General features: G+C 67.7%; 29 protein-coding genes. All 29 read left to right on the top strand.

All coding sequences use genetic code 11. The features are described 5' to 3' along the window. Nucleotides 1-4 precede the first annotated feature (4 nt). Entirely contained in the window at nucleotides 5-286 is a 282-nt protein-coding gene (gene rpsS / locus ABD343_RS15210; RefSeq protein WP_344528153.1) for a 30S ribosomal protein S19, read from the top strand. A gap of 43 nt (nucleotides 287-329) precedes the next feature. Next, the gene (rplV, locus tag ABD343_RS15205; protein WP_344528151.1) at nucleotides 330-677 is read left to right on the top strand and encodes a 50S ribosomal protein L22; all 348 of its coding nucleotides are present in this window, start codon (nucleotides 330-332) and stop codon (nucleotides 675-677) included. After that, on the top strand, nucleotides 677-1,522 hold the full coding sequence (rpsC, locus tag ABD343_RS15200) for a 30S ribosomal protein S3 (RefSeq protein ID WP_344528149.1): 846 nt from the start codon (nucleotides 677-679) through the stop codon (nucleotides 1,520-1,522). Before rplV ends, rpsC begins: the two co-directional genes overlap by 1 nt. A 5-nt stretch (nucleotides 1,523-1,527) precedes the next feature. After that, a complete protein-coding gene (gene rplP, locus ABD343_RS15195) occupies nucleotides 1,528-1,947 on the top strand; it encodes a 50S ribosomal protein L16 (RefSeq protein WP_344528147.1) in 420 nt (139 codons plus the stop codon). Beyond that, nucleotides 1,947-2,171, top strand: coding sequence for a 50S ribosomal protein L29 (rpmC, locus tag ABD343_RS15190; RefSeq protein ID WP_023531026.1), 225 nt, complete (start codon nucleotides 1,947-1,949; stop codon nucleotides 2,169-2,171). The genes rplP and rpmC overlap by 1 nt, the downstream gene beginning before the upstream one ends. Beyond that, the gene (gene rpsQ / locus ABD343_RS15185; RefSeq protein ID WP_344528143.1) at nucleotides 2,171-2,458 is read left to right on the top strand and encodes a 30S ribosomal protein S17; all 288 of its coding nucleotides are present in this window, start codon (nucleotides 2,171-2,173) and stop codon (nucleotides 2,456-2,458) included. Before rpmC ends, rpsQ begins: the two co-directional genes overlap by 1 nt. Nucleotides 2,459-2,562: 104 nt before the next feature. Beyond that, nucleotides 2,563-2,931: a 50S ribosomal protein L14 gene (gene rplN, locus ABD343_RS15180; RefSeq protein WP_019354942.1), complete on the top strand. Its 369-nt coding sequence runs from the start codon at nucleotides 2,563-2,565 to the stop codon at nucleotides 2,929-2,931. A 2-nt stretch (nucleotides 2,932-2,933) separates the two neighbouring features. Beyond that, nucleotides 2,934-3,257 (top strand): 50S ribosomal protein L24, encoded by a 324-nt coding sequence (gene rplX / locus ABD343_RS15175; protein WP_209266967.1) that lies wholly within the window; start codon nucleotides 2,934-2,936, stop codon nucleotides 3,255-3,257. Next, nucleotides 3,257-3,817: a 50S ribosomal protein L5 gene (rplE, locus tag ABD343_RS15170; RefSeq protein ID WP_344528139.1), complete on the top strand. Its 561-nt coding sequence runs from the start codon at nucleotides 3,257-3,259 to the stop codon at nucleotides 3,815-3,817. Before rplX ends, rplE begins: the two co-directional genes overlap by 1 nt. A gap of 2 nt (nucleotides 3,818-3,819) precedes the next feature. After that, entirely contained in the window at nucleotides 3,820-4,005 is a 186-nt protein-coding gene (locus ABD343_RS15165; protein ID WP_030883916.1) for a type Z 30S ribosomal protein S14, read from the top strand. A gap of 158 nt (nucleotides 4,006-4,163) precedes the next feature. Then, nucleotides 4,164-4,562 carry a 30S ribosomal protein S8 gene (gene rpsH / locus ABD343_RS15160; protein ID WP_274040317.1) on the top strand — a complete coding sequence of 133 codons (399 nt, stop codon included), beginning with the start codon at nucleotides 4,164-4,166 and terminating at the stop codon, nucleotides 4,560-4,562. Between the two features lie 24 nt (nucleotides 4,563-4,586). Further along, on the top strand, nucleotides 4,587-5,126 hold the full coding sequence (rplF, locus tag ABD343_RS15155) for a 50S ribosomal protein L6 (protein WP_344528134.1): 540 nt from the start codon (nucleotides 4,587-4,589) through the stop codon (nucleotides 5,124-5,126). Between the two features lie 3 nt (nucleotides 5,127-5,129). Beyond that, nucleotides 5,130-5,513, top strand: a complete 384-nt coding sequence (gene rplR / locus ABD343_RS15150; protein ID WP_344528132.1) for a 50S ribosomal protein L18 — start codon at nucleotides 5,130-5,132, stop codon at nucleotides 5,511-5,513. 43 nt (nucleotides 5,514-5,556) lie between these two features. Further along, nucleotides 5,557-6,159 (top strand): 30S ribosomal protein S5, encoded by a 603-nt coding sequence (rpsE, locus tag ABD343_RS15145; RefSeq protein WP_344528130.1) that lies wholly within the window; start codon nucleotides 5,557-5,559, stop codon nucleotides 6,157-6,159. Then, nucleotides 6,159-6,341 carry a 50S ribosomal protein L30 gene (gene rpmD, locus ABD343_RS15140; RefSeq protein ID WP_344528128.1) on the top strand — a complete coding sequence of 61 codons (183 nt, stop codon included), beginning with the start codon at nucleotides 6,159-6,161 and terminating at the stop codon, nucleotides 6,339-6,341. The genes rpsE and rpmD overlap by 1 nt, the downstream gene beginning before the upstream one ends. Before the next feature lies 1 nt (nucleotide 6,342). Beyond that, complete coding sequence (rplO, locus tag ABD343_RS15135) at nucleotides 6,343-6,798, top strand: 50S ribosomal protein L15 (RefSeq protein WP_344528126.1); 456 nt, start codon at nucleotides 6,343-6,345, stop codon at nucleotides 6,796-6,798. 179 nt (nucleotides 6,799-6,977) lie between these two features. Beyond that, a complete protein-coding gene (gene secY, locus ABD343_RS15130; RefSeq protein WP_344528124.1) occupies nucleotides 6,978-8,291 on the top strand; it encodes a preprotein translocase subunit SecY in 1,314 nt (437 codons plus the stop codon). Next, complete coding sequence (locus ABD343_RS15125; protein WP_344528122.1) at nucleotides 8,291-8,941, top strand: adenylate kinase; 651 nt, start codon at nucleotides 8,291-8,293, stop codon at nucleotides 8,939-8,941. Before secY ends, ABD343_RS15125 begins: the two co-directional genes overlap by 1 nt. A 125-nt stretch (nucleotides 8,942-9,066) precedes the next feature. Then, the gene (map, locus tag ABD343_RS15120) at nucleotides 9,067-9,903 is read left to right on the top strand and encodes a type I methionyl aminopeptidase (protein WP_344528595.1); all 837 of its coding nucleotides are present in this window, start codon (nucleotides 9,067-9,069) and stop codon (nucleotides 9,901-9,903) included. A gap of 148 nt (nucleotides 9,904-10,051) precedes the next feature. Then, the gene (gene infA, locus ABD343_RS15115) at nucleotides 10,052-10,273 is read left to right on the top strand and encodes a translation initiation factor IF-1 (protein WP_003948620.1); all 222 of its coding nucleotides are present in this window, start codon (nucleotides 10,052-10,054) and stop codon (nucleotides 10,271-10,273) included. 27 nt (nucleotides 10,274-10,300) lie between these two features. After that, on the top strand, nucleotides 10,301-10,414 hold the full coding sequence (gene rpmJ / locus ABD343_RS15110) for a 50S ribosomal protein L36 (RefSeq protein WP_003956441.1): 114 nt from the start codon (nucleotides 10,301-10,303) through the stop codon (nucleotides 10,412-10,414). Between the two features lie 190 nt (nucleotides 10,415-10,604). Beyond that, complete coding sequence (rpsM, locus tag ABD343_RS15105; protein ID WP_344528120.1) at nucleotides 10,605-10,985, top strand: 30S ribosomal protein S13; 381 nt, start codon at nucleotides 10,605-10,607, stop codon at nucleotides 10,983-10,985. Between the two features lie 67 nt (nucleotides 10,986-11,052). Then, on the top strand, nucleotides 11,053-11,457 hold the full coding sequence (gene rpsK / locus ABD343_RS15100; RefSeq protein WP_016473404.1) for a 30S ribosomal protein S11: 405 nt from the start codon (nucleotides 11,053-11,055) through the stop codon (nucleotides 11,455-11,457). A gap of 28 nt (nucleotides 11,458-11,485) precedes the next feature. After that, nucleotides 11,486-12,112, top strand: a complete 627-nt coding sequence (gene rpsD, locus ABD343_RS15095) for a 30S ribosomal protein S4 (RefSeq protein WP_344528117.1) — start codon at nucleotides 11,486-11,488, stop codon at nucleotides 12,110-12,112. A gap of 258 nt (nucleotides 12,113-12,370) precedes the next feature. Further along, complete coding sequence (locus tag ABD343_RS15090) at nucleotides 12,371-13,393, top strand: DNA-directed RNA polymerase subunit alpha (RefSeq protein WP_019354927.1); 1,023 nt, start codon at nucleotides 12,371-12,373, stop codon at nucleotides 13,391-13,393. 150 nt (nucleotides 13,394-13,543) lie between these two features. Continuing rightward, nucleotides 13,544-14,068 carry a 50S ribosomal protein L17 gene (gene rplQ, locus ABD343_RS15085; protein WP_344528114.1) on the top strand — a complete coding sequence of 175 codons (525 nt, stop codon included), beginning with the start codon at nucleotides 13,544-13,546 and terminating at the stop codon, nucleotides 14,066-14,068. Between the two features lie 133 nt (nucleotides 14,069-14,201). Further along, on the top strand, nucleotides 14,202-14,858 hold the full coding sequence (locus tag ABD343_RS15080) for a TetR/AcrR family transcriptional regulator (protein ID WP_344528112.1): 657 nt from the start codon (nucleotides 14,202-14,204) through the stop codon (nucleotides 14,856-14,858). Next, nucleotides 14,858-15,820, top strand: coding sequence for an MBL fold metallo-hydrolase (locus tag ABD343_RS15075; RefSeq protein WP_344528110.1), 963 nt, complete (start codon nucleotides 14,858-14,860; stop codon nucleotides 15,818-15,820). Before ABD343_RS15080 ends, ABD343_RS15075 begins: the two co-directional genes overlap by 1 nt. Further along, the gene (locus tag ABD343_RS15070; RefSeq protein WP_344528108.1) at nucleotides 15,817-16,596 is read left to right on the top strand and encodes an alpha/beta fold hydrolase; all 780 of its coding nucleotides are present in this window, start codon (nucleotides 15,817-15,819) and stop codon (nucleotides 16,594-16,596) included. Before ABD343_RS15075 ends, ABD343_RS15070 begins: the two co-directional genes overlap by 4 nt. Nucleotides 16,597-16,602: the final 6 nt, after the last annotated feature.

Below are 16,602 nucleotides of genomic sequence, written 5' to 3'. Positions count from 1 at the left end.
TTAGATGCCGCGCAGTCTCAAGAAGGGGCCCTTCGTCGACGACCACCTGGGCAAGAAGGTGGATGCACAGAACGACGCGGGCACCAAGAACGTCATCAAGACCTGGTCTCGCCGCTCGATGATCGTCCCGGCCATGCTCGGCCACACGATCGCGGTGCACGACGGCCGCAAGCACGTCCCGGTGTTCGTCACCGAGTCGATGGTCGGCCACAAGCTCGGCGAGTTCGCGCCGACCCGCACCTTCCGCGGCCACGTGAAGGACGACCGCAAGTCGCGTCGTCGCTGATCAGCGGGGTGTGAAGACTATGACTGACACCGAAGGGACAACCATGGAAGCCAGGGCCTCAGCGCGCTATGTGCGCGTCACGCCCATGAAGGCCCGCCGGGTGGTGGACCTCGTCCGTGGCATGAACGCCACGGAGGCTCAGGCGGTCCTGCGTTTCGCCCCGCAGGCCGCGAGCGTGCCGGTGGGCAAGGTGCTGGACAGCGCCATCGCCAACGCCGCGCACAACTACGACCACACCGACGCCGACAGCCTCTTCATCTCCGAGGCCTACGTCGACGAGGGCCCGACCCTGAAGCGGTTCCGTCCGCGCGCCCAGGGCCGCGCCTACCGGATCCGTAAGCGGACGAGCCACATCACCGTGGTCGTGAGCAGCAAGGAAGGAACCCGGTAATGGGCCAGAAGGTAAACCCGCACGGGTTCCGGCTCGGCATCACCACCGACTTCAAGTCGCGGTGGTACGCCGACAAGCTGTACAAGGACTACGTCAAGGAAGACGTCGCGATCCGCCGCATGCTCACGCAGGGCATGGAGCGGGCCGGTATCTCCAAGGTCGAGATCGAGCGCACCCGTGACCGCGTCCGCGTGGACGTCCACACGGCGCGCCCGGGCATCGTCATCGGCCGCCGCGGCGCCGAGGCCGACCGTCTCCGGGGCAACCTGGAGAAGCTCACCGGCAAGCAGATCCAGTTCAACATCCTCGAGGTGAAGAACCCCGAGACGGACGCGCAGCTCGTGGCCCAGGCGGTCGCCGAGCAGCTCTCCTCCCGGGTCTCCTTCCGCCGCGCCATGCGCAAGAGCATGCAGACGGCGATGAAGGCCGGCGCCAAGGGCATCAAGATCCAGTGCGGCGGCCGTCTCGGCGGCGCCGAGATGTCCCGCTCGGAGTTCTACCGCGAGGGCCGTGTGCCCCTGCACACGCTCCGTGCGAACGTCGACTACGGCTTCTTCGAGGCCAAGACGACCTTCGGCCGTATCGGCGTGAAGGTCTGGATCTACAAGGGCGACGTCAAGAACATCGCCGAGGTCCGCGCCGAGAACGCCGCGGCCCGCGCGGGCAACCGCCCGTCGCGCGGTGGCGGCAACGACCGCCCCCGTCGTGGTGGCGAGCGTGGCGGCCGCGGCCGCAAGCCGCAGCAGCAGAGCAACCAGGGCGCTGGCGCCTCCGAGGCCCCCAAGGCCGAGGCCGCCGCTCCCGCCGCTGCTCCGGCTGCTGAGAGCACCGGAACGGAGGCCTGACCGACATGCTGATCCCTCGCAGGGTCAAGCACCGCAAGCAGCACCACCCCAAGCGCAAGGGCATGGCGAAGGGTGGCACCGAGGTCGCTTTCGGTGAGTACGGCATCCAGGCCGTGACCGGCGCTTATGTGACGAACCGGCAGATCGAGGCCGCTCGTATCTCCATGACCCGTCACATCAAGCGTGGCGGCAAGGTCTGGATCAACATCTACCCGGACCGCCCGCTGACGAAGAAGCCCGCCGAGACCCGCATGGGTTCCGGTAAGGGTTCTCCGGAGTGGTGGGTCGCGAACGTCAAGCCGGGGCGCGTGATGTTCGAGCTGTCCTACCCGAACGAGAAGATTGCCAAGGAGGCGCTCACCCGCGCCGCCCACAAGCTTCCGATGAAGTGCCGCATTGTGCGGCGCGAGGCAGGTGACGCGTGATGGCGGCCGGAACCAAGGCGTCCGAGCTGCGCGAGCTGGGCAACGAGGAGCTCGTTGGCAAGCTCCGCGAGGCCAAGGAAGAGCTGTTCAACCTCCGCTTCCAGGCGGCGACCGGGCAGCTTGAGAACCACGGCCGGCTGAAGGCCGTCCGCAAGGACATCGCCCGGATCTACACCCTGATGCGTGAGCGCGAGCTGGGCATCGAGACGGTGGAGAGCGCCTGATGAGCGAGACGAATGTGACTGAGAAGAACGAGCAGGCGCGCGGCTTCCGCAAGACCCGCGAGGGTCTCGTCGTCAGCGACAAGATGGACAAGACCGTCGTCGTCGCCGTCGAGGACCGTGTGAAGCACGCGCTGTACGGCAAGGTCATCCGCCGTACGAACAAGCTCAAGGCGCACGACGAGCAGAACGCTGCCGGCGTCGGCGACCGCGTCCTCCTCATGGAGACCCGGCCGCTGTCCGCCACCAAGCGCTGGCGCATCGTCGAGATCCTCGAAAAGGCCAAGTAATTCCTGGGCCGTACGGCCCCAGGTTCGTTCCGCCAGGCTCGCCGGGGTGCCTCTGTTCATGAGGGCCACCCCGGCGGGAACCGGCAGACATACAGGAGATAGACGTGATCCAGCAGGAGTCTCGGCTTCGCGTCGCCGACAACACGGGTGCGAAGGAAATCCTCACCATCCGTGTGCTCGGCGGCTCGGGCCGGCGCTACGCGGGCATCGGTGACGTCGTCGTCGCTACCGTCAAGGACGCGATCCCCGGCGGGAACGTGAAGAAGGGCGACATCGTCAAGGCGGTCATCGTGCGCACCGTGAAGGAGCGCCGCCGCCCCGACGGCTCGTACATCCGCTTCGACGAGAACGCGGCCGTCATCCTCAAGAACGATGGCGACCCCCGCGGCACCCGTATCTTCGGCCCGGTGGGCCGTGAGCTGCGCGAGAAGAAGTTCATGAAGATCATCTCCCTCGCGCCGGAGGTGCTGTGAGCATGAAGATCAAGAAGGGTGACCTGGTCCAGGTCATCACCGGCAAGGACAAGGGCAAGCAGGGCAAGGTCATCGTGGCCTACCCCCGCGAGGACCGCGTCCTGGTCGAGGGTGTCAACCGGGTCAAGAAGCACACCAAGGCCGGCCAGACCGCTCGTGGTTCCAAGACCGGCGGCATCGTGACGACCGAGGCCCCGATCCACGTGAGCAACGTTCAGCTCGTCGTGGAGAAGGACGGCAACAAGGTCGTGACCCGCGTCGGTTACCGCTTCGACGACGAAGGCAACAAGATCCGCGTTGCCAAGCGGACCGGTGAGGACATCTGATGACTGCCACCACTGAGGCCCCGCGCCTGAAGCAGCGCTACCGCGCCGAGATCCAGGGCAAGCTGCAGGACGAGTTCTCCTACGACAACGTCATGCAGATCCCCGGTCTGACCAAGATCGTGGTCAACATGGGTGTGGGCGACGCCGCCCGCGACTCCAAGCTGATCGAGGGTGCCATCAAGGACCTCGCCACGATCACCGGTCAGAAGCCCGCCGTCACCAAGGCCCGGAAGTCCATCGCGCAGTTCAAGCTGCGCGAGGGTCAGCCGATCGGCGCCCACGTGACGCTGCGCGGCGACCGGATGTGGGAGTTCCTGGACCGCCTGCTGTCGCTCGCGCTGCCGCGCATCCGCGACTTCCGCGGTCTGTCGCCGAAGCAGTTCGACGGCCGGGGCAACTACACCTTCGGTCTCACGGAGCAGGTCATGTTCCACGAGATCGACCAGGACAAGATCGACCGGGTCCGGGGCATGGACATCACCGTGGTCACCACGGCGACCAACGACGACGAGGGCCGGGCCCTGCTTCGTCACCTCGGCTTCCCGTTCAAGGAGAACTGACCATGGCGAAGAAGGCCCTGATCTCCAAGGCCAGCCGCAAGCCGAAGTTCGCCGTGCGTGCGTACACGCGCTGCCAGCGCTGCGGCCGTCCGCACTCCGTCTACCGCAAGTTCGGCCTGTGCCGCGTGTGCCTCCGTGAGATGGCGCACCGTGGCGAGCTGCCGGGCGTGACCAAGAGCTCCTGGTAATCCCCTCGGGGATGCACCAGGACTCTCGGTAAGCTGCAAAGTCGCTTACTACGCCGTAGGTCCCCCGCACCGCACCCGTCCCGTCGCCCGCCAGGGCGGACGGGGAGAGGGACGGAGCACACAGGGAAACCCCGGCGAGAGAGGCCGAAGGCCATCACATGACCATGACCGATCCGATCGCAGACATGCTCACGCGTCTGCGGAACGCGAACTCGGCGTACCACGACACCGTCGTGATGCCCCACAGCAAGATCAAGTCGCACATCGCGGAGATCCTCCAGCAGGAGGGTTACATCACCGGGTGGAAGACCGAAGACGCCAAGGTCGGCAAGAGCCTCGTCCTTGAGCTGAAGTTCGGCCCGAACCGCGAGCGTTCGATCGCGGGCATCAAGCGGATCTCCAAGCCGGGTCTGCGGGTCTACGCAAAGTCCACCAACCTGCCGAAGGTGCTCGGCGGCCTGGGCGTGGCGATCATCTCCACCTCCCACGGTCTGCTCACCGGCCAGCAGGCGCAGAAGAAGGGCGTGGGTGGGGAAGTCCTCGCCTACGTCTGGTAACGGAAGGGAACGGAGGAAACAGCTATGTCGCGCATTGGCAAGCTCCCCATCACGGTTCCCGCCGGTGTGGACGTCACCATCGATGGCCAGACGGTCGCGGTGAAGGGCCCCAAGGGGAACCTTTCGCACACCGTTGCCGCGCCCATCGAGATCGCCAAGGGCGAGGACGGCGCGCTCGTCGTCACCCGCCCCAACGATGAGAGCCGGAACAAGGCCCTGCACGGTCTGTCCCGCACGCTGGTGGCGAACATGATCACTGGCGTGACCAACGGGTTCAGCAAGGACCTCGAAATCAGCGGTGTCGGTTACCGCGTCCAGGCCAAGGGCTCCGACCTGGAGTTCTCCCTGGGCTACAGCCACCCGATCCTGATCAAGGCGCCGGAAGGCATCTCGTTCAAGGTCGAGTCGCCGACCAAGTTCTCGGTCGAGGGCATCGACAAGCAGCAGGTCGGCGAGGTCGCCGCGAACATCCGCAAGCTGCGGAAGCCCGACCCGTACAAGGCCAAGGGCGTGAAGTACGCGGGCGAGACCATCCGCCGCAAGGTCGGAAAGGCTGGTAAGTAAGCCATGGCATACGGCGTGAAGATCGCTAAGGGCGACGCCTACAAGCGCGCCGCCGCCAAGCGCCGTCACATTCGCATCCGCAAGAAGGTCTCGGGCACGCCCGAGCGCCCCCGCCTTGTGGTGACGCGCAGCAACCGCGGTATCACCGCCCAGGTCATCGACGACCTCGCGGGCCACACGCTGGCCTCGGCGTCGCACCTGGACGGTTCCATCCGCGGCGGCGAGGGCGACAAGAGCGCTCAGGCCAAGCAGGTCGGCGCGCTGGTCGCCGAGCGTGCGAAGGCCGCGGGTGTCGAGGCCGTCGTGTTCGACCGCGGTGGCAACAAGTACGCAGGGCGGATTGCCGCTCTGGCCGACGCCGCCCGCGAGGCCGGGCTCAAGTTCTGAGAACGGTCCTGCAAGCGGACGTTAAACGAGAGAGGTAATTCCAATGGCTGGACCCCAGCGCCGCGGTGGCGGCGCCGGTGGCGGCGAGCGGCGGGACCGTAAGGGCCGGGACGGCGGCGCTGCCGCCGAGAAGACCGCGTACGTTGAGCGCGTTGTCGCGATCAACCGCGTCGCCAAGGTTGTGAAGGGTGGTCGTCGCTTCAGCTTCACCGCGCTGGTCGTGGTGGGCGACGGTGACGGCACCGTGGGTGTCGGTTACGGCAAGGCCAAGGAGGTGCCGGCCGCCATCGCCAAGGGCGTTGAGGAGGCCAAGAAGCACTTCTTCAAGGTCCCGCGTATCCAGGGCACCATTCCGCACCCGATCACGGGTGAGGAGGCCGCGGGTGTCGTGCTGCTGAAGCCGGCTTCGCCCGGTACCGGTGTGATCGCCGGTGGCCCGGTGCGCGCCGTGCTGGAGTGCGCGGGCATCCACGACGTGCTGAGCAAGTCGCTCGGTTCGTCGAACCCGATCAACATCGTGCACGCCACGGTGGGTGCGCTCCGCGGGCTTCAGCGCCCGGAGGAGATCGCCGCCCGTCGTGGCCTGCCGCTGGAGGACGTGGCTCCCGCCGCTCTGCTGCGGGCGCGTGCCGGGGTGAGCGCGTAATGGCTCGCCTGAAGATCACGCAGACCAAGTCCGTCATCGGGACGAAGCAGAACCACCGTGACACGCTGCGGACCCTCGGTCTCAAGCGCGTCAACGACGTGGCCGTACGCGAGGCCAGCGACGTCGTTCGCGGTCAGGTGCACACCGTGCGCCACCTCGTGACGGTCGAGGAGGTCGACTGAGATGGCGGAGGACAAGCCGCTGAAGGTCCACAACCTCCGGCCGGCCCCCGGCGCCAAGACCGCCAAGACCCGTGTGGGTCGTGGTGAGGCGTCCAAGGGCAAGACCGCGGGTCGTGGCACCAAGGGCACCAAGGCCCGTTACCAGGTTCCGGAGCGGTTCGAGGGCGGGCAGATGCCGCTGCACATGCGGCTGCCCAAGCTGAACGGCTTCAAGAACCCGAACCACAAGCAGTTCCAGGTGGTGAACCTGGAGAAGCTGGCCGCGCTCTACCCGCAGGGTGGCGAGGTGACGGTGGCCGACCTGGTCGCCAAGGGCGCCGTTCGCAAGAACGAGCTCGTCAAGGTGCTGGGCTCCGGTGACATCGCCGTGGCGCTGACGGTGACCGTCGACAAGGTCTCCGGCTCCGCCAAGGAGAAGATCACCGCTGCCGGCGGCACCGTCACCGAACTCCTCTGAGTTCGTTGGCCGGGTGACTGAGCGACCGGGGATGTCCCAACGGGGCATCCCCGGTCGGTCGTTCCACGGCTGGTCGTTTCTAGGGCGGTGCAGTCGCCGGTAAGGTGGCGGGCACCGTTAATTCTGTCGATCCTCAAGACCGTCACCTCTCGCGTAACGCGGGGGGCGCAGGAGGCACCGTGCTCACCGCGTTCGCCCGGGCGTTCCAGACGCCCGACCTGCGCAAGAAGCTGCTCTTCACGCTCGGAATCATGGTGCTCTTCCGCATCGGAGCCCATGTCCCCGTGCCGGGTGTCAGTTACGAGAACGTCCAGGCGTGCATGGACGAGGCGAAGGGCTCGCAGGGACTCTTCGGCCTGGTCAACATGTTCAGCGGCGGCGCGCTGCTCCAGATCACGATCTTCGCGCTGGGGATCATGCCGTACATCACGGCGAGCATCATCCTCCAGCTCCTGGTCGTGGTCATTCCGCGCCTTGAGGCCCTGAAGAAGGAGGGCCAGGCCGGGCAGGCGAAAATCACGCAGTACACCCGTTACCTGACTGTCGCGCTCGCGATCCTCCAGGCCACCGGCCTGGTCGCCACCGCGCGCAGCGGCTCACTCTTCCAGAACTGCTCCGTCGCCAGCGAGATCGTCCCCGATCAGGGGATCTTCACGACGATCACCATGGTCGTCACGATGACCGCGGGCACCGCGCTCATCATGTGGCTCGGCGAACTGGTCACCGACCGCGGCATCGGCAACGGCATGTCGATCCTCATGTTCGTCTCGATCGCCGCCGGATTCCCGGGCGCCCTGTGGTCCATCAAGAAGCAGGGCAAGCTCGCGGACGGCTGGATCGAGTTCGGCGCGGTCATCATCTGCGGCCTGGCGATGGTCGCTCTCGTCGTCTTCGTCGAGCAGGCCCAGCGCCGCATTCCCGTGCAGTACGCGAAGCGCATGATCGGCCGCCGGAGCTACGGCGGAACGTCGACCTACATTCCGCTGAAGGTCAATCAGGCGGGTGTGATTCCCGTCATCTTCGCGTCCTCGCTCCTCTACATTCCGGCGCTCATCGTGCAGTTCAGCGGCTCGCAAGCGGGCTGGGCACAGTGGATTCAAGCGCACTTTGTCAAGGGCGATCACCCGATCTACATCGCCACGTACTTCCTGCTGATTGTCTTTTTCGCCTTCTTCTATGTGGCTATCTCCTTCAACCCCGAAGAGGTTGCCGACAACATGAAGAAGTATGGTGGCTTCATCCCGGGCATCCGTGCGGGCCGTCCCACCGCGGAGTATCTGAGCTACGTGCTGAACCGCATCACGTGGCCCGGCTCTCTGTATCTGGGTCTGATCGCCCTGGTGCCGACCGTCGCGCTGATCATGTTCAACGCCAACCAGAACTTCCCGTTCGGCGGGACCAGCATTCTGATCATCGTGGGCGTGGGACTTGAGACCGTGAAGCAGATCGAGAGCCAGCTTCAGCAGCGTCATTACGAAGGGTTCCTCCGCTGATGCGTATCGTCCTCGTCGGACCGCCTGGTGCGGGCAAGGGAACGCAGGCGTCGTTCCTCGCCGAGAACCTGTCGATTCCGCACATCTCGACGGGTGACCTCTTCCGCGCCAACATCAGCCAGGGCACGCCGCTGGGCCAGAAGGCCCAGGAGTACATGCGCGCCGGGCAGCTCGTGCCGGACGAGGTCACCATCGGGATGGCCAAGAGCCGTATGGAAGAGCCGGACGCCGGGGACGGCTTCCTGCTCGACGGCTTCCCGCGGAACATCGCGCAGGCCGAGGCGCTGGACAGCTATCTGGACGAGAACGGCCAGAAGCTGGACGCCGTCCTGGACCTGGAGGTCCCCGAGGACGAGGTCGTGAAGCGGATCGCCGGACGGCGCATCTGCCGCAGCGACAGCAGCCACGTCTTCCACGCGCAGTACAGCCCCCCGAAGACCGAGGGCGTGTGCGACGTGTGCGGCGGCGAGCTGTACCAGCGGGACGACGACCGCGAGGAGACGGTGCGCAAGCGGCTCGCCGTCTACCACAGCGAGACCGAGCCGATCATCGACCACTACAAGGCGCAGGGGCTCGTGACCACGATCTCCGCGCTGGGCGAGGTCGGCGAGGTCACCGAGCGCGCGATGCGGGCGCTCGGCCGCGGCTAGTCCGAGGACGAGGTGGTGAAGGGGCCGGACCGGGAGTCCGGTCCTTTCGCTTGCTGGCAGACTTGAGACAGCACGAACAGCGCAACAGCAACAGCTCCCGTCAGTTGAGGAAGGCGGCATCCGCCATGGTGGAGATCAAGACCCCCGAGCAGATCGCGAAGATGCGCGAGGCGGGGCTGGTGGTCGCTGCCATGCACAAGGCGTGCGCCGAGGCCGCCGTCCCGGGCGCGACGACGAAGGACCTCGACGAGGTCGCGGCCAAGGTCCTGGCCGACCACGGCGCCAAGCCGAACTTCCTCGGCTACGGCGGCTTCCCCGGCAACATCTGCACCTCGGTCAACGACATCGTCGTCCACGGCATCCCGGACCGCGAGACCGTCCTCAAGGCGGGCGATCTGCTCTCCATCGACGCGGGCGCGATCATCGACGGCTGGCACGGCGACGCGGCCCTGACCGTCTTCGTGGGGGAGGGCCACTCGGCGGAGCTGCGTGAGCTGAGCCGGGTGACCGAGGAGTCCATGTGGGCCGGCATCGCCGCGATGCGCAAGGGCAACCGCCTGGTGGACGTCTCCCGGGCCATCGAGGGGTACATCCGCCGCCAGCCCCGCCCGTCCTCCGGCAAGTACGGGATCATCGAGGACTACGGTGGCCACGGCATCGGCTCGCAGATGCACATGGACCCCCACCTGCTGAATTACGTCGAGCGGCGGCGCGGCCGGGGCCCGAAGCTGGTCCCGGGCATGTGCCTGGCCATCGAGCCGATGGTGAGCCTCGGCACGGCGAAGACCCACGTCCTCTCGGACGACTGGACCGTGAAGACGAATGACGGCACCTGGTCCTCCCACTGGGAGCACTCCGTCGCCCTCACCGAGGACGGCCCCCTGGTCCTGACCTCCCCGGACGGCGGCAAGGCGAAGCTGGCGGAGCTGGGCGTGACGGCCGCCCCCGACCCCCTCGCATAACGATCACGCGTAACGATCACGCGGAACGGGGAGAATCCCTGGATTCGTCTTTCCGTGGGCCGTGACGTAGACTGGCTCGTCGGCCCAGGTGTATCCGTATGCCTGGCCGACCCCAGGTAGCCGATCCCGGAAGGTGAAGCGCTCAAGCATGGCCAAAAAACAAGGGGCCATCGAGATCGAGGGCACCGTCGTCGAGTCTCTCCCGAACGCGATGTTCAAGGTGGAGCTCCAGAACGGGCACCAGGTCCTCGCGCACATCAGCGGCAAGATGCGGATGCACTACATCCGTATCCTTCCCGACGACCGCGTCGTGGTGGAGCTGTCTCCGTACGACCTGACGCGTGGACGGATCGTCTACCGCTACAAGTAGATCTACGGACCCGGAGTACCTCACATCATGAAGGTCAAGCCGAGCGTCAAGAAGATCTGCGACAAGTGCAAGGTGATCCGCCGTCACGGCCGGGTCATGGTCATCTGCGACAACCTGCGCCACAAGCAGCGCCAGGGCTGACGCACGACCACCGATCTGCCTTTCGCAGTTCTTCGCGCGACGCGAGCGACAAGTCATCACAGCAGAGCCCGGTGCCGCACGTTCCGTGCGCCAGCATCGACACCCCCGGTCGGAGGCCGGGGACCCTCCCCGACGGGTGAGGGACCGGCGCTGTTGCAGACCTCCGACGAAATCATCAGGAGCCACATCCATGGCACGCCTCGCAGGCGTCGACCTCCCGCGCGAGAAGCGCGTCGAGGTCGCCCTCACCTACGTCTTCGGCATCGGCCGCACGCTGGCCCAGCGGACCCTGAGCGAGACCGGGGTCAGCCCGGACACCCGCGTCCGGGACCTGGCCGAGGAAGAGCTGGTCAAGATCCGCGAGTACGTGGACAACAACCTCCAGGTCGAGGGTGACCTCCGCCGTGAGATCCAGGCCGACATCCGCCGCAAGGTCGAGATCGGCTGCTACGAGGGTCTGCGTCACCGGCGCGGTCTCCCGGTCCACGGTCAGCGCACCAAGACCAACGCCCGCACCCGCAAGGGCCCGCGTCGCGCGATCGCCGGCAAGAAGAAGCCGGGCAAGAAGTAGTCCGCACCGGACACGCTGCAAGCGGTCCGCGCTGTAGGACCGACCACCTCCACGGGAGTTTTGCTATATGCCTCCGAAGGGCCGTACGGCCGGCGCCAAGAAGGTGCGCCGCAAGGAGAAGAAGAACGTCGCCCACGGGCACGCTCACATCAAGAGCACGTTCAACAACACCATCGTTTCGATCACCGACCCGACCGGGAACGTGATCTCCTGGGCCTCGGCCGGCCACGTCGGCTTCAAGGGCTCGCGCAAGTCGACGCCGTTCGCCGCGCAGATGGCCGCGGAGAACGCCGCGCGCCGCGCGCAGGAGCACGGCATGCGCAAGGTCGACGTCTTCGTGAAGGGTCCGGGCTCCGGCCGCGAGACCGCGATCCGCTCGCTCCAGGCCACCGGCCTCGAGGTCGGGTCCATCCAGGACGTCACCCCGACCCCGCACAACGGCTGCCGCCCTCCGAAGCGTCGCCGGGTCTGAACCGACTGAAGTAGGGATCAACTAAACAATGGCGCGTTACACCGGGGCCGACTGCAAGCGTTGCCGTCGGGAGAAGCAGAAGCTCTTCCTCAAGGGGAGCAAGTGCGAGAGCGCGAAGTGCCCGATCGAGATCCGTCCTTACCCCCCGGGTGAGCACGGTCGCGGGCGCACCAAGGACTCCGAGTACCTGCTGCAGAAGCGTGAGAAGCAGAAGGCAGCCCGTATCTACGGTGTCCTGGAGAAGCAGTTCCGCGGGTATTTCAACGAGGCCAACCGTCAGCAGGGCAAGACTGGTGAGAACCTGCTGCGGATCCTCGAAACCCGTCTGGACAACGTGGTCTACCGGGCCGGCTTTGCCAAGTCCCGCGACCACGCACGGCAGTTGGTCAAGCACGGCCACATCACCATCAACGGCCGGAAGAACGACATCCCGTCCGCGCGGGTGTCGGTGAGCGACATCGTCGAGGTCCGCGAGACCTCCCGCAGCCTCACGCCCTTCCAGGTGGCGGCCGCGGAGGCGGGCGAGAAGACGGTTCCGGCCTGGCTGGAAGCGATCCCGTCCAAGATGCGGATCCTCGTGCACTCGCTGCCGGAGCGCCAGGTGATCGACACCCAGGTGCAGGAGCAGTTGATCGTCGAGCTGTACTCGAAGTAGGGGACAGCACGACAGCTCCGGCATCCGGCTTCGGGGCGCACCCCGTGTGCGGCTTGGGGTCCGGGGATCACTCCCCGGGGGAATGCAGCATCGACACCCAGGTGCAGGAGCAGTTGATCGTCGAGCTGTACTCGAAGTAGTCCGGGTACTTCGCTCGGTTCCGGGGAGGGCGGTACGGCTTTACTACGGCCGTGCCGCCCGTACCCTTGCAGTAACGGCATCAAATAGCGGTTGCCGAAACATGGAGGCACACATCACATGCTGATCGCTCAGCGTCCTTCCCTGACCGAAGAGGTCGTCGACGAGTTCCGCTCACGGTTCGTGATCGAGCCGCTGGAGCCCGGCTTCGGCTACACCCTCGGTAACTCTCTGCGTCGTACGCTCCTCTCCTCGATCCCGGGTGCGGCGGTCACGTCCATCCGTATCGACGGTGTCCTGCACGAGTTCTCCACCGTGCCGGGCGTCAAGGAGGACGTCACCGACCTGATCCTCAACATCAAGTCCCTCGTCGTCTCCTCGGAGCACGACGAGCCGGTCGTGATGTACCTGCGCAAGCAGGGCCCGGGCCTGGTCACCGCCGCGGACATCGCCCCGCCGGCCGGTGTCGAGGTGCACAACCCGGACCTGGTCCTCGCCACGCTCAACGGCAAGGGCAAGCTGGAGATGGAGCTGACCGTCGAGCGCGGTCGCGGCTACGTCTCCGCCGTGCAGAACAAGCAGGTGGGCCAGGAGATCGGCCGTATCCCGGTCGACTCCATCTACTCGCCGGTGCTCAAGGTCACCTACAAGGTCGAGGCGACCCGTGTCGAGCAGCGCACCGACTTCGACAAGCTGATCGTCGACGTCGAGACCAAGCAGGCCATGCGCCCGCGCGACGCCATGGCGTCGGCCGGCAAGACCCTGGTCGAGCTGTTCGGCCTGGCTCGCGAGCTGAACGTCGACGCCGAGGGCATCGACATGGGCCCGTCCCCGACGGACGCCGCCCTGGCCGCGGACCTGGCGCTGCCGATCGAGGAGCTGGAGCTCACGGTCCGCTCGTACAACTGCCTCAAGCGCGAGGGCATCCACTCGGTGGGCGAGCTGGTGGCCCGTTCCGAGGCGGACCTGCTCGACATCCGCAACTTCGGCGCGAAGTCCATCGACGAGGTCAAGGCCAAGCTGGCCGGCATGGGCCTGGCGCTGAAGGACTCGCCTCCCGGGTTCGACCCGACCGCCGCCGCCGACGCCTTCGGCGCCGACGACGACGCGGACGCGGGCTTCGTGGAGACCGAGCAGTACTGAGCGCGTACCACGCGCAGTGATCTCTGGGGTCCGCCCCAGTCCCCCGGGCCCCTTTCCGCGGGCCCGGGGCCGTACCCCGGTACCTGATACGGCCGGGACTGCCACCGGTTCCTGACACGGCCGGTGCAGTGACAACGAAGGAGAAACACCATGCCGAAGCCCACCAAGGGTGCCCGTCTGGGCGGCAGCGCCGCGCACCAGAAGGCGATGCTGGCGAACCTCGCCACCAACCTCTTCGAGCACGGCCGCATCACGACGACCGAGGCGAAGGCCCGCCGCCTGCGTCCGGTCGCCGAGCGTCTGATCACCAAGGCGAAGAAGGGCGACCTGCACAACCGTCGCCAGGTCATGCGCACGATCCTCGACAAGAGCGTCGTGCACACCCTCTTCACCGAGATCGGCCCGCGGTACGAGAACCGTCCCGGTGGCTACACCCGCATCACCAAGATCGGTCCCCGTCGTGGCGACAACGCCCCGATGGCCGTGATCGAGCTGGTCGAGGCGCTCACGGTGCAGCAGGCCGCGGTCGGCGAGGCCGAGGCCGCCACGAAGCGTTCCGCCAAGGACGCGGCGGGCGACGAGGCCGTGGCGGAGCTGAAGAAGGACGCCGAGCCGAAGGACGCCGCCGAGGGCGAGTCCAAGGACGAGGCCGAGGGCGAGTCCAAGGACGCCTGAGCCCCTTCGCGCCTCTCGGCTGAGCGGGCCCGCACCCTTCGGGGAGCGGGCCCGCTTTCGTGTGCCCGGGGGCCCGGGGGTCCGTTGCCCGTAGCTCTTGATTAATTGAGTTGGCGCTCATTAAATTATTTCCATGGACGGAGCAAAGCCGGTGCGGCGTGGCCGCCCGCCGAAGAGCGAGGCGCGTGCCACGCGGGAGCTGCTGCTGGACGCGGCGTTGGAGCTGTTCGCGCGCCAGGGGTTCGCAGCCACCACGGTCCGGCAGATCGCGGCCGAGGTCGGGGTGCGGGACAGCGCGATCTACGGGCACTTCGCGAGCAAGCAGGCGATCTACGACGCGCTGTTCGCGGAGGCGGGCCCCGTCTCGCTCGAAGCGCTGGACGTCGACGTCGACGAGCTGGTCGCGGCGGGCCCCCGCGTGGCCGTGCCGATGCTGGTGGACCGCTTGATGGCGGGCTGGACCGGCCCCAGGGCGCGGCGCTTCACCAGCGTCCTGCTGCGCGACGGGGCGGGGGACGGCGGGCTCGGCGGTCTCGCCGCCGCGATCGAGGAGGCGCTGGACCGGCTGCGGGAGCCGTTCGTGCGGTGGCAGGAGGCCGGGCTGGTCCGCGCGGGGCCCGCGCCCCGGCAGCTCGTCTGGGAGCTGTTCGCGCCGCTGCACGTTCCGCGCATCCTGCATCTGCGCGCGGAGGCGACCGAGGCCGATCTGGCGTCGGCCCGGCGCCTGGCCGCGGACCACGTGACGTTCTTCCTGAGCTGTGTCATCCCGTACGAAGAAGGAGACGCCTGATGCACGGTCACCTGCCCGTGGTGCACGAGATGAGCGAGCGGCCCCCGGGGTTCGTCGCGCCCGATCTGAGCCCGGCCGGGCTGGAGCTGCGGCCACAGGAGCTGGCCGAGGGCGTCTACGCCCTGATGGCCAACGTGCCGCCCAAGGACAACAACGGGCTCGTCGTCGGCCGGGACGCGGCCCTCGTCATCGACTCGGGGGTCACCCCGGGCGTCGGCCGGCACATCCAGGAGGTGGCGGCCGGGCTGACCGGCAAACCCGTCCGCTACCTGGTGAACACGACCTACCACGGCGACCACACCTTCGGGAACACCGCCTTCGGCGACGACGTCACCGTGTTCTCCTCGCGCCTCAACAAGGCCGCCATGACCGACCTGGAGACGGAGAAGCGCGTCCGCTCGGAGAGCATGTACGGCGACACCTCGCTCGACGGGGTCGTCACCTGGCGCCGCCCCGATGTGGTGTTCGACCGTTTCTGCGAAATCGACCTGGGCGGCCGGGTGGTCCAGATGTGGCACCTGGGCCCCGGCAACGGCTCGGGCGACACGCTCGTCCATGTGCCCGACGCCAAGGTCACCTTCACCGGGAACTTCATCACCCCCGGCGCACCGCCGATGGCGCTGATCGGCGACCCGCTCGGCTACGCACGCAGCCTGCGGACCATGAAGGCCACCCTCGACCTGGACACCCTCGTCCCCGGGCACGCCTTCCTCGGGCCCGCCGAGCCGGGGGTCTCGGGGCTGATCTCGTATCTGGAGCACCTGGCGGCCGAGGTGCACCGGGGGCGGGAGGCCGGGGTGCCCGTCGAGACGCTCTGCGAGGAGCTGCCGATGTGGGGGGTCACCCCGCCGGCCGCGGCGCCCGAGGCGTTCCGCACCCAACTGCGCTCGCTGCACCGGCTGAACATCCTGCTCGCCTACCGCTGGCTGGCGAGCGTGGGGACGACGGCCGCCGCGGCGTGACCGCCGCCTCCACCGTCCCCCGCCCGCGGGTCGTCGGCTCGGGGCCGCACCGGGTGATCGCCGCGCACGACTGGCTGGTGCCGACGGGCACATGGGGTCCGTTCCTGGAGTGCCTGGACGGTTCCCGCTTCAGTTGCGCGCTGCTGGACGCGCGTGGCTACGGGCGCCGCGCCGCGGTGCCGGGCACCTTCTCGATGCGGGAGCTGGCCGACGACGCACTCGCGCTCGCCGGGCGGCTCGGCTGGCGCGAGTGCTCGTTCGTCGGGCACTCCATGAGCGCGAAGGCGCTGCATCTGGCCGCGGCGGAGGCACCCTCGTGGCTGCGGGTGCGCAAGCTCGTCGGCATCACCCCGACGCCCCCCGGCCCCGCGGGGATCGGGGAGCGCGAGTGGGCGGCCTTCCTGGCGGCGGTGCACTCGGCGGACGCGCGTCGCGCGCTGCTGGACTTCTCGACCGGCAACAGGGCGGGCGCCGGGTGGCTGGACCGTATGACGCGCGCCTCGCTGGACGGGTCAAGTCCGGCAGCCTTCGCCGCGTACGCGCGCTCGTTCGCGTACGACGACCTCAGGTGCCCGGTGCCGGGGGCGCGCGGGATGCCGGTCAAGGTCTTCGCGGGAGAGCACGATCTGGCCATCCCCGAGAGCACGGTCAGGGAAGCCTGGACGGCGAGCCATCCGGGCGCCGAGGTGGAGGTGCTGTCCGGCGCGGGGCACTATCCGATGCACGAGACCCCGGTGGCGCTCGCCGCGCGCGTGGAGTCCTTCCTGGCGGCCTGACGGCCG

Source organism: Streptomyces albiaxialis (assembly GCF_039530985.1).
Lineage (GTDB): Bacteria > Actinomycetota > Actinomycetes > Streptomycetales > Streptomycetaceae > Streptomyces > Streptomyces albiaxialis.
Note: the sequence above shows the minus strand (reverse complement) of the source record. Positions and strands in the feature narration are given on the sequence as shown.

Bases quoted from the DNA above. Each gene is read 5' to 3' on its own strand.
- rpsS (WP_344528153.1), top strand. From the start codon at position 5: ATGCCGCGCAGTCTCAAGAAGGGGCCCTTCGTCGACGACCACCTGGGC.
- rplV (WP_344528151.1), top strand. From the start codon at position 330: ATGGAAGCCAGGGCCTCAGCGCGCTATGTGCGCGTCACGCCCATGAAG.
- rpsC (WP_344528149.1), top strand. From the start codon at position 677: ATGGGCCAGAAGGTAAACCCGCACGGGTTCCGGCTCGGCATCACCACC.
- rplP (WP_344528147.1), top strand. From the start codon at position 1,528: ATGCTGATCCCTCGCAGGGTCAAGCACCGCAAGCAGCACCACCCCAAG.
- rpmC (WP_023531026.1), top strand. From the start codon at position 1,947: ATGGCGGCCGGAACCAAGGCGTCCGAGCTGCGCGAGCTGGGCAACGAG.
- rpsQ (WP_344528143.1), top strand. From the start codon at position 2,171: ATGAGCGAGACGAATGTGACTGAGAAGAACGAGCAGGCGCGCGGCTTC.
- rplX (WP_209266967.1), top strand. From the start codon at position 2,934: ATGAAGATCAAGAAGGGTGACCTGGTCCAGGTCATCACCGGCAAGGAC.
- rplE (WP_344528139.1), top strand. From the start codon at position 3,257: ATGACTGCCACCACTGAGGCCCCGCGCCTGAAGCAGCGCTACCGCGCC.
- ABD343_RS15165 (WP_030883916.1), top strand. From the start codon at position 3,820: ATGGCGAAGAAGGCCCTGATCTCCAAGGCCAGCCGCAAGCCGAAGTTC.
- rpsH (WP_274040317.1), top strand. From the start codon at position 4,164: ATGACCATGACCGATCCGATCGCAGACATGCTCACGCGTCTGCGGAAC.
- rplF (WP_344528134.1), top strand. From the start codon at position 4,587: ATGTCGCGCATTGGCAAGCTCCCCATCACGGTTCCCGCCGGTGTGGAC.
- rplR (WP_344528132.1), top strand. From the start codon at position 5,130: ATGGCATACGGCGTGAAGATCGCTAAGGGCGACGCCTACAAGCGCGCC.
- rpsE (WP_344528130.1), top strand. From the start codon at position 5,557: ATGGCTGGACCCCAGCGCCGCGGTGGCGGCGCCGGTGGCGGCGAGCGG.
- rpmD (WP_344528128.1), top strand. From the start codon at position 6,159: ATGGCTCGCCTGAAGATCACGCAGACCAAGTCCGTCATCGGGACGAAG.
- rplO (WP_344528126.1), top strand. From the start codon at position 6,343: ATGGCGGAGGACAAGCCGCTGAAGGTCCACAACCTCCGGCCGGCCCCC.
- ABD343_RS15125 (WP_344528122.1), top strand. From the start codon at position 8,291: ATGCGTATCGTCCTCGTCGGACCGCCTGGTGCGGGCAAGGGAACGCAG.
- map (WP_344528595.1), top strand. From the start codon at position 9,067: ATGGTGGAGATCAAGACCCCCGAGCAGATCGCGAAGATGCGCGAGGCG.
- infA (WP_003948620.1), top strand. From the start codon at position 10,052: ATGGCCAAAAAACAAGGGGCCATCGAGATCGAGGGCACCGTCGTCGAG.
- rpmJ (WP_003956441.1), top strand. From the start codon at position 10,301: ATGAAGGTCAAGCCGAGCGTCAAGAAGATCTGCGACAAGTGCAAGGTG.
- rpsM (WP_344528120.1), top strand. From the start codon at position 10,605: ATGGCACGCCTCGCAGGCGTCGACCTCCCGCGCGAGAAGCGCGTCGAG.
- rpsK (WP_016473404.1), top strand. From the start codon at position 11,053: ATGCCTCCGAAGGGCCGTACGGCCGGCGCCAAGAAGGTGCGCCGCAAG.
- rpsD (WP_344528117.1), top strand. From the start codon at position 11,486: ATGGCGCGTTACACCGGGGCCGACTGCAAGCGTTGCCGTCGGGAGAAG.
- ABD343_RS15090 (WP_019354927.1), top strand. From the start codon at position 12,371: ATGCTGATCGCTCAGCGTCCTTCCCTGACCGAAGAGGTCGTCGACGAG.
- rplQ (WP_344528114.1), top strand. From the start codon at position 13,544: ATGCCGAAGCCCACCAAGGGTGCCCGTCTGGGCGGCAGCGCCGCGCAC.
- ABD343_RS15080 (WP_344528112.1), top strand. From the start codon at position 14,202: ATGGACGGAGCAAAGCCGGTGCGGCGTGGCCGCCCGCCGAAGAGCGAG.
- ABD343_RS15075 (WP_344528110.1), top strand. From the start codon at position 14,858: ATGCACGGTCACCTGCCCGTGGTGCACGAGATGAGCGAGCGGCCCCCG.